Source organism: Pantoea sp. X-Soil-TKNS-1279 (assembly GCF_059730565.1).
Window position 1 is genome coordinate 4,122,428 of sequence record NZ_AP035948.1, and the last position, 16,014, is coordinate 4,138,441.

Genomic DNA, 16,014 nt, shown 5'->3' on the forward strand with positions numbered 1-16,014 from the left:
AGTTGGAGTTGTCATGGTAACCAGAAGACGTTTTCTTGCAGGATGCACCGCAGTGCCCTTCCTTTCGTATCTCAGCCTCAATTCTGCCTTTGCTGCCACGCCCCCCAGCATGCTGGTGATGGCGATGCAGCTGGATAACATGACCAGCCTCGACCCGCATGAAAGCTTTGAAGCTATCGGCGGCCAGATCTGCGGCAACCTGTATCAGAAGCTGGTCATGCCGGACCCACAGCAGGCCGACAAAGTGATTGGCGCGCTGGCAAAAAGCTGGGAAGTGAACGCCGACAACAGCGTTTATACCTTCCACATCGATCCGGCGGCTAAATTCGCCGACGGCACGCCCGTTACTGCCGAAGATGCAGCGTTCTCCATCGAACGTATCGTGAAACTGGATAAAAGCCCGGCGTTTATCATTAACCAATTTGGCTTTACCAAAGATAACGTCACCCAGTTGGTGACAGCGAAAGACACCCATACGTTGGAGATGAAACTGGGCGCACCGGCCGCTGAAAGCTTCCTGTTGTATTGCCTGTCAGCCACCGTCGGCAGCATCGTATCGAAGAAAGCGTGCCTGGCGAACCAGCAGAACAACGACTTCGGTAACGCCTGGCTGAAACAGCACAGCGCCGGTTCCGGTGCCTTTACCCTGCGCACCTGGAAAGCCAGCGAAACCGTTATTCTGGAACTCAGCCCGCAATTTGCTAACCAAAGCAAAATTAAACGCGTGATTCTGAAACATATTGCCGATCCGGCGGCCCAGGCACTGATGCTGAAAAAAGGCGATGTCGATGCCGCTTATGACCTGACCACCGAACAACTGTTGCAGGTAAAAAACGATCCAGCGGTCAATCTGGTCAATCAGTCCCTCTCGTCCGTGATGTTGATGTCGTGCAACACCAATAACGAATACCTGAAAAAACCGCAGGTATGGCAGGCCCTGAAATGGGCGCTGGATTACGACAGCATCCAGAAAAACATTCTGTCGATGAGCTTCACCACCCATCAGAGTTTCCTGCCGAGCGGTTTCCCGGCCGCGCTGGACGACAACCCATTCCATAAAGATGTCGCCAAAGCCAAAGCGTTGCTGGCGGAAGCGGGTTATCCGGACGGGTTTGAAATCACCCTCGACCACTACTCGATGCAGCCATACCCGGATATCGCCCAGGCGATTCAGACCCAACTGGGCGCGATTGGCATCAAAGTGTCGCTGATTGCGGCGGAAAACCGTCAGGTATTGACCAAAATGCGCGCCCGTCAGCATCAACTGGCGCTGACCGTATGGGGTGCGGATTACTTCGACCCGAACTCCAATACCGAAGCCTTCTGCGTTAACACCGACAACAGCGACAACGCGCGCAACCGCACGCTGGCCTGGCGTTGTAGCTGGTCTGATGATGAGTTCAACAAGCTGACCGAGCAGGCGCTGCACGAAGCCGATCCGGCCAAACGTATTGCGCTGTATCACCAGATTCAGCAGTTGGGTCGCGAGAAGAGTCCGTTTATCTACATGATGCAGAAAACCAAAAACGTCGCCGTCGGCAAAAATATCAGCGATGTCCATATGACGGTGCTGGAACAATGGCCGTATGAGCAGGTGAAAAAAGCCTGATGCCGTTACTGAAGAAAATCGTCAGCACCCTGAGCAGCCTGGTGCTGACGCTGTTTGGCCTGTCGGTTTTGACCTTTTTCATTGGCCGCGTGATGCCCACCGATCCGGTGCTGGCAGCGGTCGGTGATAACGCGCCGCAGTCCGTTGTGGAGCGCGTACGTGCGGAGATGGGGCTGGATCAGCCCCTTTACATCCAGTTTGGTCATTACCTCAATCAGCTGTTACATGGCGATCTCGGCAAATCGATTCTGACCTCCAATCCGGTCACCACCGATATCGCACGTTTCTTCCCTGCCACTATGGAGCTGGCAACGGCGGCGATTATTATCGCCGCGTTGATCGGTATCCCGCTGGGCGTGTGGGCGGCGGTGCGGCAAAGCACCTGGGTGGATCAAACCATCCGCGTAGTGTGCCTCGCCGGCCACTCGCTGCCGGTGTTCGTGCTGGCGTTACTCAGTTTGCTGGTGTTCTACGCGGTGCTGGGTATCGCGCCAGGACCGGGACGTCAGGACATCATCTGGCAGGATATGGTGCCGCAGGTCACCGGTTTCCTCACCATCGACTCGCTGCTGGCAGGTGAATATGACGCTTTCCGCGATGCGCTGGCGCATATGGCGCAACCGGTGTTGATCCTCGCTTATTTCAGCATGGCCTACATCACGCGTATGACGCGTACCTTTATGCTCAACGCCCTGAGCGGCGAGTTCGTGATTACGGCACGCGCCAAGGGCTTATCTGCGGCTCGGGTGATCTGGCGTCACGCCTTCCCCACCGTGGCGGTGCAACTGGTGACGGTGCTGGCGCTGACCTACGCCGGACTGCTGGAAGGCGCGGTGGTAACGGAAAACGTCTTTGCCTGGCCGGGCCTCGGGCAGTATCTCACCACCTCGCTGATGAATGCCGACATGAACCCGGTGGTGGGCGCAACCTTGCTGGTCGGCACCGTGTATGTGCTGCTAAACCAGTTGGCTGACCTTCTCTATCGACTTTGGGACCCGCGCGTAAAATGATCTTTTTCTCTCGTGACTGGCTACTTGATGACACGCCAGCTAACCGCCGCCAGGCGGTGTGGGGCCGTCGCTATCGTCTGTGGCTCAGCCTGCGCAGTAACCCGCTGGCGATGGCGGGGCTGCTGGTCATTTTCCTGATGTTGCTGCTGGCGCTGTTTGCCCCGCTGCTGACACCGTTCGATCCTGGCGCGCAGCATCTGGATAACCGCCTTGCGTTACCGTCCTGGGCACACTGGCTCGGCACCGATGAACTGGGGCGCGATGTCTGGACGCGCATCATTTATGGCGGGCGCACCACGCTTGGCATGGTGATCGCCGTGGTGTTGCTGACCGCCCCGCTCGGCCTGTTAATTGGCTGTATCGCCGGGTATGCCGGCGGGTTTGTCGACAAGGCGCTGATGCGTCTGACCGATATCTTCCTCGCCTTCCCGCGCCTGATTCTCGCGCTGGCATTTGTCGCCGCGCTGAAACCGGGTGTCGAAAGTGCGGTGCTGGCCATCGCCCTCACCGCGTGGCCGCCCTATGCGCGCCTGGCGCGTGCGGAGACGTTGCAGTTCCGCAACAGCGATTTTATCGCAGCCAGTCGTCTGACCGGGGCAGCGCCATTACGCATTATTCTGCGCCATATCATGCCGTTGTGTGTGCCAAGCCTGATTGTGCGCGTCACCCTCGACATGAGTTCGATCATCATCACCGCTGCAAGCCTTGGCTTTCTTGGTATGGGGGCACAGCCACCTTCACCGGAATGGGGCACGATGATCGCGACCGCGCGCCGTTTCCTGTTCAGCGAATGGTGGGTGCCGCTGATGCCGTGTATCGCTATTTTCCTGACGTCGCTGGCGTTCAACTTTCTTGGCGACGGTCTGCGCGACGTGCTGGACCCGAAGGAGCGCTAAATGTTGGTGGAAATTGAAAATCTGCGCATTGCCTTCCGCAATCGTGCTGAGACTTTTGAAGCAGTGCGTGGCGTCAGCTTTAGCGTTGGCCGCGAGAAGTTCGCCATTGTTGGCGAGAGCGGCTCCGGCAAATCGCTGACAGCGCGCAGCCTGATGCAATTGCTGCCGGGCAATGCCGAAGTCACGGCAGATGTGCTGCGTTTTGATGGTATCGATCTGCGCGGCGCCAGCGAAAAAGTGCTGCGCCAGATTCGCGGCAAACGCGTTGGTTTTATTTTGCAGGACCCGAAATATTCGCTGAATCCGGTGATGACCATCGGCCAGCAGATTGCCGAAGCCTGGCGCGAGCACAAAGGCGGCAGCAGAAAAGCGGCGATGCAGGCGGCGATTGAGTTGCTGGAACAGGTCAAAATCCGCGATCCCGAGACGGTGGCAAAACGCTATCCGCATGAAGTTTCTGGCGGCATGGGTCAGCGCGTGATGATCGCCATGATGCTGGCACCGGACCCGGAGCTGCTGATTGCTGACGAACCCACCAGCGCGCTGGATGCCACGGTGCAGGCCGAGATCCTGAAACTGATTGACGATCTGGTTTCTGCGCGCGGCATGGGGTTGATCCTGATCAGCCACGATCTGCCATTGGTGTCGCATTTCTGCGATCGCGTGGCGGTGATGTACGCCGGACGGATCGTCGAATTGCTGGAAGCCGGACAGCTACAACAGGCGCAGCATCCTTATACCCGCGGATTGCTGGCCTGCCTGCCATCGTTGCGCCATCCGCGCGAGAGGTTGCCGGTGTTGCAGCGCGATGCGGCGTGGCGGGATTAATAAGCGTTTCCGAAATTGCGCGATGAATCGCGCCGCCACGGTCTGGTGCGGCCTGTAGCGGCGCGATTTATCGCGCGAGTTGGATCGGATGATTAGCTAAACGAGCAAAACACATGATTCAAATCGATAATCTGCGCATCGCCTTTGGTGCGCACACCGTGGTGAAAGGCGTCAGCTTTGCCGTTGGTAACGGCGAAAGTTTTGGTCTGGTCGGCGAAAGCGGTTCCGGCAAATCCACCATCCTGCGGGCGCTGGCGGGCCTGAATGAACACTGGCAAGGCAGCATGACCTTCGGTGGTCAGGCGCTGAGTGCCAAACGCAGCCGGGCCTTTTTTCGTCAGGTGCAAATGGTGTTTCAGGACCCGTTCGGTTCGCTGCATCCACGCCAGACCATTGACCGTATCCTGCACGAACCGTTGTTGGTACATCAGCTCGATCGTGCCGAGCAACGCATCAGCCAGGCTCTGAGCGAAGTGGGCCTGCCTGCGGCGGTGCGGTTCCGTTATCCCCACCAGCTCTCCGGTGGGCAGCGTCAGCGTGTGGCGATTGCCCGCGCGTTGATTGCCGAGCCGGAAGTGCTGCTGCTGGATGAACCGACCTCCGCACTTGATGTGTCGGTGCAGGCGGAAATCCTTAATTTACTTAGCGATCTTCGCAGCGAACGCAAACTGACCTACATTATGGTGACACACAACCTCGCGGTGGTGACGCACCTGTGTCAGCGCATTGGCGTGATGCAACATGGCGAGATGGTGGAGCAGCTAAGCGCCGATGACCTGCGCGCCCGCCGCATCCAGCATCCGCACACCGCGCAACTTTTTGATCTCAGCATGACGCTGGAGGAACCGGCATGACAGCCCACTGGCAACAGGCCGCAGATGTTGCAAACTCAATTGTGCAAAGCTGGCAACAACCCGGCGCACCCGGCGGGGCCATCGTGCTGTTCGATGCTCACCATATTCACTCTACCCACTGTGCCGGTTTGGCCGATCTGGCCCAACAAACGCCGTTCACCGCCGACAGCGTGGTGCGCTTTGCCTCCATCACCAAACATCTGTTTGCCGCACTGGTGACCGGGCCAGGCCGCCGCTATCTGCGACTGGAAGACACCCTGGCCCAGCATCTGCCGCAATTGACCGGCGCTAATGGTTCAGTAACCGTCGGCCAGGCGCTGGATATGAGCAGCGGTTTGCCGGATGTGCGTGAAACCCTGTCGCTGCTCGGTTTGTCGGTCTACAACGCCACCACCGCCGCTGACCTGTTGGCTTTCGTGGCGCGCGAAGGCGATCTCAGTTATCCACCCGGTAGCGAGATTTCCTACACCAACACCGGTTATCGTCTGGTGGAAGAAGCGCTGAAAGCCAAAGGCGTGCTGTTCAACGACCTGTTGCAGCAATACGTCTGCGAACCGTTGGATATCAACCTGTTCGCCCCGGAAAGCTGGTTTGATATCGTCCCCGGTCTGGTGCCGGGTTACTGGAATAATGGGCAGCAGTGGCAGCTTTCCAGCGCCGGTCTGCATCTGTCGGCATCCGGCAGCGTGACCGGCAGCCTGCATGATTTGACGCGCTGGCTGCAAACGCTGTTGGCAGACACCGGTCCCGGTGCAGGCGTGCTGCAACGGCTGAGTGCGCCGCGCAATCTCAACGATGGACGCACCAGCGGTTATGGCCTTGGCATCACCAGCTCGACGCTCGGTAGCCAGACGCTGTTTGGTCATGGCGGTTCCCATGCCGGTTATAAAAGTTACTTCCTGCTGCACCCGGAACTGAAGATTGGGGTGGCTCTGGTCGCCAACCGCGAAGATATCACCACCTCCGAAAGCGCACTGCGTATCCTGGCGGCGGCGCTGGGCCGCACGTTGCCGGAGAAGGGGCACGATCTGACGCCCGGTTTGTATGTGGCACCGGATGCCGCCGACTGGCTGGAGATTAACGGCGTTACCGCCACCTGGCTCGGTGCCAGTGAAACTCTGTGGCGCGACGAGCGTCACGGCGACGCCGTCTCCCTTTCCAGTACCTTCCCCATGCAGTTACGCCACGACGGTGCGGCGATTGTTGGTGAAATCGGCCATGCCGCGCGCCGTTTTGTGCCGGTGCAGCCCGATAGCGCCAGCCTCGATAACCTGCAAGGATGCTGGTTTGCGCCGCAGTGGCGCAGTGAAATGGTGATTGAAGGGGATGCGCTGACGATGGGCATCGGCCCGGCGGCGATTCGTGCCACGCTGCAGTCGCTGGGCGGCGATCGCGTGCTGGCTACCGCGCTGGATGGTCCGTGGGAAAAACGTTTTGTGTTGGCGCGCAGCGGCGATAGCGTGCGGCTGCTGCTGAACCGCAGCCGTGTGGTGGCGTTTACGCGCTAAGCACCAAAACCCCCGCGATGAATCGCGCCGCGACAAATGATTGCACCCATCAGTAGCGGCGTGATTTATCACGCAATAGGGTGACGCAGGCGTCCGATTTTTTCGATCTCCACTTCAATCTCATCGCCGGGGAACATAAACAGCGGTGGCGTGCGTTTCTTACCGACGCCGCCCGGTGAACCGGTGATGATCACATCCCCTGCCGCCAGCGGGCTGAATGCCGAGATGTATTCGATGATCTTCGCTACCGGATGCACCATGCTGGCGGTGGTGTCGTTCTGTACTTCACGCTGATTCAGCCAGGTTTTAATCGCCAACTGTTGTGGATCGGGGATCTCATCCGCGGTGGTCATCCACGGGCCAAAACCCCCGGTTTGCGGCCAGTTTTTTCCGGCAGTGAACCAGGTGAACTGCATGTCACGCACGGTGGCATCCATAAAGCAGCTGTAACCGGCGACGTGGGCCAACGCTTCATCCGCTTTGACCCGATACGTCGGTTTGCCGATGATCACCGCCAGCTCGCCTTCATAGTCAAACTCCTGGGTAGTGACCGGTTTCAGCAGCGGCTGCTCATGAGCCGCCAACGAATCGGCAAAGCGCACAAATAAGGTCGGCGCTTCAAGCGTTTCAGCAAACTCTTTGCGTTTGTCGGCATAATTCATCCCAACGCAAAACACCTTACCCGGATTCTCAATCACCGGCAGAAAACGGATAGCATTGAAGGGGTAATCGGCAGGCAGCGCGTGAAACGCCGCCAGGTCGCTCTGCGCACCACGTTGCAGCAGGGTTTTCAGGTCGGGACATTCGGCACCGAGGCGTTTGCCGAGATCCACCACACCCTGTTCCTGCACGATTCCATAACTTTTTGTTGCCTGGTCAATAAGATAAAAACTGCAAAGCTGCATGACTGCCTCGTTGGAATAAAAAAATCGCGCGCAGGTTACCAAAAGCCGCACAGGAAAGCGGTACGACCTGCGCGCGATGTGGCTTAATTTTGCGTACTCGCCAGATATGAGAAGGCACTCAGCAGGCTGATCAGTGTCCCCATCTGCTCGGCACGATAGCCCACCGTTACCGCATCAATACGTGTTACACCGGGGATCAGGCTGAACAGATCGGCCAGCACCGGTTTGCTCGCCTGGAGCTGCATCTCATAAGGGGCGCTGAGGCGGGTGGTGCTGACCTGACTGGCACGCTGCACTGCCGCCGTCGCCGCCGCGCGAATGGCGTTTTGCGCCGCCTGCGGGCTGATGGATTCTGCGCAGGTATGGGAAATCGCGCGTTTTACGCAGACGTAGTCCACCGATGGATAATGCTCGCCCATCCAACCCTTGAGCTGATCGTCGCCGCTCACCAGCCACAGCGGTGTGCCCTGTTCGGCAGCCGCAGCGGCATAGATATCGCTCTCGCCCATCACTTTGCCGTTGATATGGATGCGCCAGAACGCGCGACCGTTAATGGTGTGCGCCAGCACGCCCGGCTCTCCTGCCGCGCTGTGATAACCGATAAAAAACAGGCCATCGAACGGTTGCTGCTCCAGCCCTTCGACCATCGACAAACCACGCGGTTTACCCTGCACCAGCCGGGCACGCGCATCGATATTTTCTGCGCGCAGGTTGGTCATTTGCGCGTGGCTGTCGGCCACCACCACTTCAGTGGCACCACCGGCAAACGCCCCGTCGATGGCGGCATTGACTTCCTGTTCCATCAATCCACGCGCCAGCTGATATTCCGCATGTCCGGGTGAACATTGTTCCGGGCGCATCACGCCCGCGATGCCTTCGATATCGGCGGAGATAAAGATTTTCATAGGGTGATGTTTGTTCCGTTAATCATGTTACAAGCCAAAACCGCGCGATTTATCGCGCAAGAATACCAGGAAGTTATGGTTGCGCCAGTTTGTCTAAAACATCCGTCAATGCCGGGCGGTGGTGGCCGCGGAAGCCGGTAACGGCTTCGGCACTCAGCAACGCATCCAGCACCGCGTGTTCAGTGGCATCGGCGGCGGCAGCGAGCAAGGGTTCCAGCGCCGCATCGTCCGGTGGCTGTGGTTGGCCCTGGGTGGAAAAGGCTACCGCGATATCGCCGGAACCATGACCCCAGTAGCTGCCAAGACGTCCCAGGCCGGCACCCGCGCGCTTTGCCACGCGCTTCAACTGACGAGCATCCAGCGGCGCATCGGTCGCCATAATGATGATGATGGAACCCGCATCGCGCTGTGGCGTCAGTTCCGGCAGCAACGGGGAGATCATCTCGCCGAGGCGCACGCCATCCAGCGTTAACGCCGTCAGTGCGCCAAAGTTCGCCAGTACCAGCACGCCCAGCGTGGCATTCAATGAAGGGATCAGACGCGAGGCGCTGCCAATGCCGCCTTTCAGGCTGAAGCAGCTCATACCGCGCCCGGCCCCCACGCTGCCACGGGGGAAATCGGGCTGCGCCTGGTGCAGGGCTTGCTGCGCCAGTGCTTCCGTCACCGCCAGCGCCTGGATGTCGTTCAGCCAGCCGTCGTTGCACTCCAGCGCCAGCGGATTAACCGTAGGCGAACTGCGGCCCAGTTCCGGGTTGCGACTGATGGCATCACGCACCAGGGTGGTAAACAGCGTGCCGACTGCCAGGGTGTTGCTGAGCAGGATTGGCGTCTGCAATACGCCCAGCTCCTCCACCTGTACCAGACCAACCGGCTTGGCAAAGCCGTTAAACACCGCGGCCGCGCAGGGCAGCGGTTGCTGGAACAGATTGTCGCCCGGCGGCACAATCGCGGTGACGCCGGTCTGGATCTCATCCTCTGCCAACGTGGCATGGCCGACGCGCACGCCGGGAACATCGCTGATCAGGTTGGTCGGCCCACTGGCGCTGCGCGGCTGACCGAGCTGGCGCGTTTCACGCCAGCGTTGCAGCAGCAGGTCGCGCTGCATCTGTTGAAAATCCATGTTTAACTCTTCAGTTTGGGATCAAGCGTATCGCGCAGGGCATCGCCCAGCAGGTTAAACGCCAGCACCGTGATAAAAATCGCCAGTCCAGGGAAGACGCTGACGTGCCACATGCCTGCCATCATCATGTTGCGGCTCATCGCGAGGATGTTGCCCCACTCCGGGACGTCCGGCTCCGGGCCAAGACCAATAAAACTCAGTCCGGCTGCAGTGAGAATACTGGTGCCGATGCGCATGGTGAAGTAGACAATCACGTTCGACAGCGTACCCGGCAGGATATGGCGCAGCAGGATCACCCGGTCCGGCGCACCGGCGCAGCGTACCGCTTCCACATAGGCGGCCTGCTTCAGCGATAAGGTCGACGCACGTACGATGCGGGCAAACACCGGTACGCTGAATACCGCCACCGCGATAATCACGTTATTCAGACCTGGCCCGAGAATGGCCACCACCGCAATCGCCAGCAGCATACCGGGGAAGGCGAACAGCACATCAGAACCACGCATGATCAGCATGTCGATCCAGCGACCATAGTAGCCCGCCAGCAAGCCAAGCATCACGCCCACCACCATGCCAAGCGTGACTGACACAACGCCAACATATAACGAGATACGTGCGCCAAAGATAATGCGACTGAGCAGGTCACGGCCGAGATCGTCGGTGCCCATCCAGTGCGCGGCAGACGGCGGTGACGACAGCGCCATCCAGTCTGGTGCCATCGGGTCCCACGGGGCCAGCCACGGGGCGAAAATCGCCACCAGTACCAGCAGCAACACAAAACCGCCCGATACCAGCGCCAGTGGATTGCGCACAAAGGCGTGGAGAAAATCGCGCCACGGCGAACGGATCGCCTCCTGCGTGTTGGCAGGCAGAGATTGCAGACTCATCACGGCTCCTGTCGCAGGCGAATTGCCGGGTTAACCACTGCGTACAGCAGATCCACCAGCAGGTTAATTACAATAAATTCAAAGACAAACAGCATAACCAGCGCCTGAATTACCGGCTGATCCTGCGCTTTGATCGATTCGATCAGCAGCCAGCCTAATCCCGGCCAGTTGAACACGCTTTCCACTACGATCGATCCACCCAGCAGAAAACCAAACTGCAAACCAAGCATGGTGATCACCGGGATCAGCGCATTGCGCATCACATGTTTCCAGGTGACCAGCCGATTACGTAGCCCCTTCGCTTTGGCAGTACGCACGTAATCCTCCTGTGCCACTTCCAGGAACGCAGATCGGGTAAAGCGTGCCATCACCGCCGCCACCGAGGAGCCAAGGGTAATGGCGGGCAGGATGATATCGGTGGGCTTGTTGAAGCCGCTGACCGAGAACAAACCAAACGGCATGGCAACAAACTGAATCAGCAGCAGGCCCAGCCAGAAAGTCGGCATTGAGATACCGCCCACCGCGACGCTCATCAGCGTCCAGTCCTGCCATTTACCGCGTTTCAGCGCCGCCAGCACACCCAGAAACAGACCGAGAATCACCGACCAGGCAAAGCCCGCCAGCGCCAGCCACATGGTCGGCATAAAGCCTTTTTTGATCACTTCCAGCACCGGTTGTTGCGTGCGATAGGTGACGCCGAGATCGCCGCGAAACAGGCCGCCCAGCCAGTGCAGATATTGCTGCGGCAGCGGGTCATTCAGACCAAGATGCTGACGCGCGGCTTCCACCGCCGCCAGCGGTGCATCCGGCCCGGCGTAGATACGTGCCGGATCGCCCGGTAGCAGTTTGATGAAGCCGAATACCAGCAGCGAGACCACCAGCAGTACCGGGATCATCTCCAGCAGACGACGAATGATGTATGCGAACATGCGTTTCCTTTTTGTGATGGTGCGAGCGGTGGGGCCCTCACCCTAACCCTCTCCCGCCAGCGGGAGAGGGGACTGATCGAGCACCATCACTACCTCCCTCTCCCGTCTTGCGGGAGAGGGCCGGGGTGAGGGTCACAGCGATGTCTTACTTAAACGCCGCCTGGGTATACAGGAAGTTGCCATCTGGCAGCATCGACACGCCGCTCAGGTTGCTGCGTTTACCCACCAGGTTGTCTGGCGTACCGAGGAAGGCGACCGGGGCATCTTTCCACAGCAGCTTCTGCGCTTCGGCATACGCCACACCACGTTTCGCCGGGTCAGCGGTGGCCAGGCCACCGGCAATCGCTTTATCCACTGCCGGGTTGCTGTAGTACGACACGTTGTATGAGGTCGGCACCCAGGATTCGGTGGCGTACAACGGGCGCAGTGCCCAATCCGCATCACCGGTAGAGGTGGACCAGCCGCCGTAGTAGAGGTCAAATTCCGCCTGCTTCGGATCCTTCACGCCCCACAGTTTGGCGTTGCGCGTCCCGGAATCCATTGGCGTCACGGTGACGCGAATGCCTGCGGTCGCGAGCTGCGCTTTCAGGAACTGCGCCGCACGCACGCTGGCAGTGGCGTTGGTGGTCCACAGCTTCAGATCCAGACCGTTCGGATAACCCGCCGCTTTCAGCAGCGCTTTGGCTTCATCCGGTGCGTAACGGTAGTTCGGGTCGCTCTGCTTTTGCCAGAACTGTACCCCTTCCGGGATGGCGGAGCTGGCTGGCTTGCCCATACCGGCAAACGCCACTTTCAGCCACAGATTGCGATCGATGGCGTAGTTGATCGCCTGACGCACGCGCAGATCCGCCAGCGGTTTGTGCTGGGTGTTGATCGCCATGTAGTACAGGTAAATGCTCGGATCGCGCTGGATCGCCAGCTTGCTGTCGTTCTGCACGGTGCTGATCAGATCGGACGGCAACGGCCAGATCGCATCCACCTGACCGGATTTGAGCGCGGCCACGCGCGTGGCATCTTCCGGGCTGGGTGAGAAGGTGACGTTATCGACTTTCGGCCAACCTTTCTGCCAGTAGCCATCGTATTTGGTCAGGTCAACCGCTTTACCCGGCTGCCAGTCAACAAACTTAAACGGACCGGTACCCACCGGATGCAGACGCAGCTGCGCTTCGTCCGGGTACTGCTTGAGGATTGCCGGGCTCCACATCACCGCCGACGGATGCGCCAGGGTGTTGATAAAAGCACCAAACGACTGGTTCAGCTCAACTTTGACCTGATCCGGGGCCAGTACCGTGACTTTCGCGATCATCTTGTACAGGCTGTTGCGCTTCAGGCCTTTGGTCTGATCGGCGAGGCGTTCAAGGTTGGCTTTCACCGCTTCCGCATCGAACGGCGTGCCGTCCTGGAAGGTCACGCCTTTGCGCAGCGTCAGGGTGAATTCGGTGGCACTGTCGTTGCTGGTGTAGCCGGTCGCCAGCCAGGGTTGCAGCTTCATCTGGGCATCAAACTGGAACAGGCGTTCAAAGATACCGCTCTGCACCGAATAGCTGACGTTGTCCGAGGTATCGTGCGGATCAAGGCCAGTGATATCGGCATACATTGAGATGTGCAGATCCTGCGCCTGTGCGGCAGCCGCCAGGGAGAGGGTAAGTCCGAGAGCGAGCGAGGTGCGACGGAAAAACGGGTTCATAAAATCTCCTGGTATTGGGGTTAGCGCGAAACAATGCCGTCAGCGACCCAGTGCTGCGGAGCAACCTGGCGATAACGGGGTTTAATGACCGTTTCTCCCACCTTGCGTAGCGGCGAGGGGATCTCGCTGTCTTCGAAAGTTCGTTGTGGACGGTTCTGTGGATCTGCCACTGGCACCGAAGCCAGCAGCCGTTGGGTATAGGGATGTTGCGGGTTATTGAACACCGACTGGCGTGGTCCCAGCTCCACAATCTGGCCGAGGTACATCACCGCCACGCGGTTGGCGATACGCTCCACCACCGCCATGTCATGCGAGATAAAAATCCACGACACACCGGTTTGTTGTTGCAGATCCATCATCAGGTTCACCACCTGTGCCTGAATCGACACATCCAGCGCAGAGACCGCCTCGTCAGCGATAATTACTTTTGGTTTCAGCGCCATTGCACGGGCAATCGCGATGCGCTGACGCTGGCCGCCGGAAAACTCATGCGGATAACGGCGCGCATGTTCCGGCAGCAGGCCAACACTTTTCAGCAACGCTTCCACCTGCGGCGTCGCCTCCTCCAGTGACTTCACCACGCCATGCAGCAGCAGCGGCTCGGCAATGGTGAACCCCACGGTTAAGCGCGGATTGAGTGAGGCATAGGGGTCCTGAAATACCATCTGGATTTCACGCCTGAGCGGCTGAAACTGGGCCTCTTTCAGGTTGGCAATTTCGTTACCCTGGAAATGGATACTGTCGGCATCGCTGTTGATTAAACGCATCAACGCGCGACCGGTGGTGGATTTGCCACAGCCGCTCTCGCCAACAATCGCCAGGGTTTCTCCCGGCCACAGCGTGAAATCGATCTGCTCCACCGCATGTACCTGGTGAGTCAGCGCCGAGAAGATGCCGCTGCGAATCGGGTAATACACTTTCAGGCCACGGACATCGAGCAGCGGTTTGTCGTCATAACGCGCGGTGCGCTGTTCGGCATTATCGGCTGGCGCGGCACCGAGCAGCGGAAAGCGTTGCGGCCAGGCGTGTTCACGCATGTCACCGAGTTTCGGCACCGCCGCCAGCAAGGCTTTGGTGTAAGGATGCTGCGGCGCATTGAAAATCTCCGCCACCGTGCCCTGTTCCACCACATCGCCGCGATACATCACCACCACACGGTCGGCGACTTCCGCCACCACGCCCATATCGTGGGTAATAAACAGCACCGCCATCTGTTTGGCACGTTGCAGATCGCGCAAGATATGCAGAATGCGCGCCTGCACCGTAACGTCGAGCGCGGTCGTCGGCTCATCGGCGATCAACAATTGCGGGTCGCAGGCCAGCGCCTGCGCAATCATCACACGCTGCCGCATCCCACCCGACAACGAGTGCGGGTAGCTTTTCATCACGCGATCGACATCGGCAATACGCACCTGGCGCAGCAGCTCGCGCGCACGCGCTTCGGCCTCGGCTTTGCCACAAATTTGCTGGTCGCGTAGCGCTTCCGTCAGCTGATCGCCGACGCGCAACACCGGGTTCAGTGAGGTCATCGGCTCCTGAAAAATCATCGACATTTCGCGGCCACGCAAAGCGCGGCGCTGGGTTTCGTTGAGTTTTTCCAGCTGATGCAGTTGACCACGACGATCGCGGAACTGGATGCTGCCGCGATCGATACGGCCTGACGCCGCCAGCAACCCCATCACCGCCAGCGAGGTGACCGATTTACCCGATCCACTCTCGCCAACCACGGCGACGATTTCGCCCTGATGTATTTCGAAATTGATGCCTTTCAGCGCCTGGCTAACGCCGCTTCGGCCGCGAAAGCTGACGCTGAGGTCCTGAATAGCGAGTACCGGCGCAGTCGCGGAACCGGCAACGCTGGCGGCGTTGTGCATAAGTGAAGTGTCCGTCATCGTTGCTCCGCGTGCGGGTTATAGCCAGATTCGGCCCTGGGAATAGGAGAGGAATGGCGAGCTGTCTGCCGCCAGCCAAATCGGGCCATCCAGATCGACATGTTCTGCCGCAATCGCCACTGGCAGCGCCGCTTCCATCGCCAGCGATGAACCCAGCATGCAGCCGACCATCAGGCGCATATCCAGCTTTTGTGCTTCAGCCACCATCGCCAGCGCTTCGGTTAACCCGCCGCATTTATCCAGCTTGATGTTGATCATTTCGTAGCGATTGCGCAGTTGCGCAATGTCTTCCCGCGTGTGGCAACTCTCGTCAGCACACACCGGAATCGGATGGGTGAAACGCTGTAAATCCTGATCCTGACCGGCCGGTAGCGGTTGCTCGACCATCGCGATGTTGTACGGCAGCAGCGCGTTAAGCAGGCTGTGCAGATCCACACCAGACCAGGCTTCGTTGGCATCAATAATCAGCGTGGCGTACGGGGCCGCAGCGCGGATCGCCGCCACTTTTTCCAGAATGTCGTCACGATTAAGTTTGATTTTCAGCAGGATCGCGCCACGCGATACCGCATCGGCTGCCGCTTCCGCCATATTGGCAACGCTGTCCAGGCTGAGCGTTTCGGCGGTGATCACCGAAATTGGCTGCTCCTGCTGCGTCAGCTGCCAGATTGACTGTTTCGCCAGCGCAGCGTCGAGCCGCCAGAGCGCGCAGTCCAGCGCGTTACGCGCTGAACCGGCATGCAGACGGGTTTGCAGATCGACACGGCTGAGGCCTGCTTCGATGTCAGCGCGCATCGCTTCCAGCTCGGCGTTGACGCTTTCTGGCGTTTCGTCGTAACGCGGCGTAGGTGTACATTCGCCGCGACCAATAAAGCCATTCTGCTCCAGGGTGACGCGAATCACCGTCACTGCGGTGCGCGTGCCACGCGAGATGGCAAACGGGCGCGCCAGCGGCAGCTCCAGCACTTCAATCTGCATGCGCCGCAT

14 protein-coding genes are annotated in these 16,014 nt (G+C 59.2%); 6 read left to right on the top strand and 8 right to left on the bottom strand.

All coding sequences use genetic code 11. The annotated features are described in order from the left end of the window. Positions 1-13: 13 nt before the first annotated feature. The 6 genes from AC6I8N_RS19325 to AC6I8N_RS19350 all read left to right on the top strand — a co-directional run bounded on the left by AC6I8N_RS19325 (position 14) and on the right by AC6I8N_RS19350 (position 6,705). The gene (locus AC6I8N_RS19325) at positions 14-1,609 is read left to right on the top strand and encodes an ABC transporter substrate-binding protein (protein WP_036626742.1); all 1,596 of its coding nucleotides are present in this window, start codon (positions 14-16) and stop codon (positions 1,607-1,609) included. Further along, entirely contained in the window at positions 1,609-2,619 is a 1,011-nt protein-coding gene (locus AC6I8N_RS19330; RefSeq protein ID WP_021184954.1) for an ABC transporter permease, read from the top strand. Before AC6I8N_RS19325 ends, AC6I8N_RS19330 begins: the two co-directional genes overlap by 1 nt. Then, positions 2,616-3,515 (top strand): ABC transporter permease, encoded by a 900-nt coding sequence (locus AC6I8N_RS19335; RefSeq protein WP_021184955.1) that lies wholly within the window; start codon positions 2,616-2,618, stop codon positions 3,513-3,515. The genes AC6I8N_RS19330 and AC6I8N_RS19335 overlap by 4 nt, the downstream gene beginning before the upstream one ends. After that, positions 3,516-4,343 (top strand): ABC transporter ATP-binding protein, encoded by an 828-nt coding sequence (locus AC6I8N_RS19340; RefSeq protein ID WP_021184956.1) that lies wholly within the window; start codon positions 3,516-3,518, stop codon positions 4,341-4,343. It abuts the gene before it with no gap. A gap of 113 nt (positions 4,344-4,456) precedes the next feature. After that, positions 4,457-5,197 carry an ABC transporter ATP-binding protein gene (locus AC6I8N_RS19345; protein ID WP_021184957.1) on the top strand — a complete coding sequence of 247 codons (741 nt, stop codon included), beginning with the start codon at positions 4,457-4,459 and terminating at the stop codon, positions 5,195-5,197. Continuing rightward, on the top strand, positions 5,194-6,705 hold the full coding sequence (locus tag AC6I8N_RS19350; RefSeq protein ID WP_497829715.1) for a serine hydrolase domain-containing protein: 1,512 nt from the start codon (positions 5,194-5,196) through the stop codon (positions 6,703-6,705). The genes AC6I8N_RS19345 and AC6I8N_RS19350 overlap by 4 nt, the downstream gene beginning before the upstream one ends. 68 nt (positions 6,706-6,773) lie before the next feature. On the opposite strand, the gene AC6I8N_RS19355 is transcribed toward AC6I8N_RS19350, so the two are convergent. From AC6I8N_RS19355 to dgcA, 8 genes are all read right to left on the bottom strand, one after another. Beyond that, a complete protein-coding gene (locus tag AC6I8N_RS19355; protein ID WP_497829716.1) occupies positions 6,774-7,610 on the bottom strand; it encodes a fumarylacetoacetate hydrolase family protein in 837 nt (278 codons plus the stop codon). A gap of 83 nt (positions 7,611-7,693) precedes the next feature. Next, complete coding sequence (locus AC6I8N_RS19360; RefSeq protein WP_021184960.1) at positions 7,694-8,515, bottom strand: M55 family metallopeptidase; 822 nt, start codon at positions 8,513-8,515, stop codon at positions 7,694-7,696. A gap of 73 nt (positions 8,516-8,588) precedes the next feature. Then, a complete protein-coding gene (locus AC6I8N_RS19365; protein ID WP_497829717.1) occupies positions 8,589-9,635 on the bottom strand; it encodes a DmpA family aminopeptidase in 1,047 nt (348 codons plus the stop codon). A 2-nt stretch (positions 9,636-9,637) separates the two neighbouring features. Beyond that, positions 9,638-10,522, bottom strand: a complete 885-nt coding sequence (locus AC6I8N_RS19370; RefSeq protein ID WP_021184962.1) for an ABC transporter permease subunit — start codon at positions 10,520-10,522, stop codon at positions 9,638-9,640. Beyond that, a complete protein-coding gene (locus AC6I8N_RS19375; protein WP_021184963.1) occupies positions 10,522-11,451 on the bottom strand; it encodes an ABC transporter permease in 930 nt (309 codons plus the stop codon). The genes AC6I8N_RS19370 and AC6I8N_RS19375 overlap by 1 nt, the downstream gene beginning before the upstream one ends. A gap of 145 nt (positions 11,452-11,596) precedes the next feature. Continuing rightward, complete coding sequence (locus AC6I8N_RS19380) at positions 11,597-13,138, bottom strand: glutathione ABC transporter substrate-binding protein (protein WP_497829718.1); 1,542 nt, start codon at positions 13,136-13,138, stop codon at positions 11,597-11,599. 20 nt (positions 13,139-13,158) lie between these two features. Then, positions 13,159-15,030: an ABC transporter ATP-binding protein gene (locus AC6I8N_RS19385; protein ID WP_036626743.1), complete on the bottom strand. Its 1,872-nt coding sequence runs from the start codon at positions 15,028-15,030 to the stop codon at positions 13,159-13,161. 18 nt (positions 15,031-15,048) lie between these two features. Then, the gene (gene dgcA, locus AC6I8N_RS19390; protein ID WP_021184966.1) at positions 15,049-16,014 is read right to left on the bottom strand and encodes an N-acetyl-D-Glu racemase DgcA; all 966 of its coding nucleotides are present in this window, start codon (positions 16,012-16,014) and stop codon (positions 15,049-15,051) included.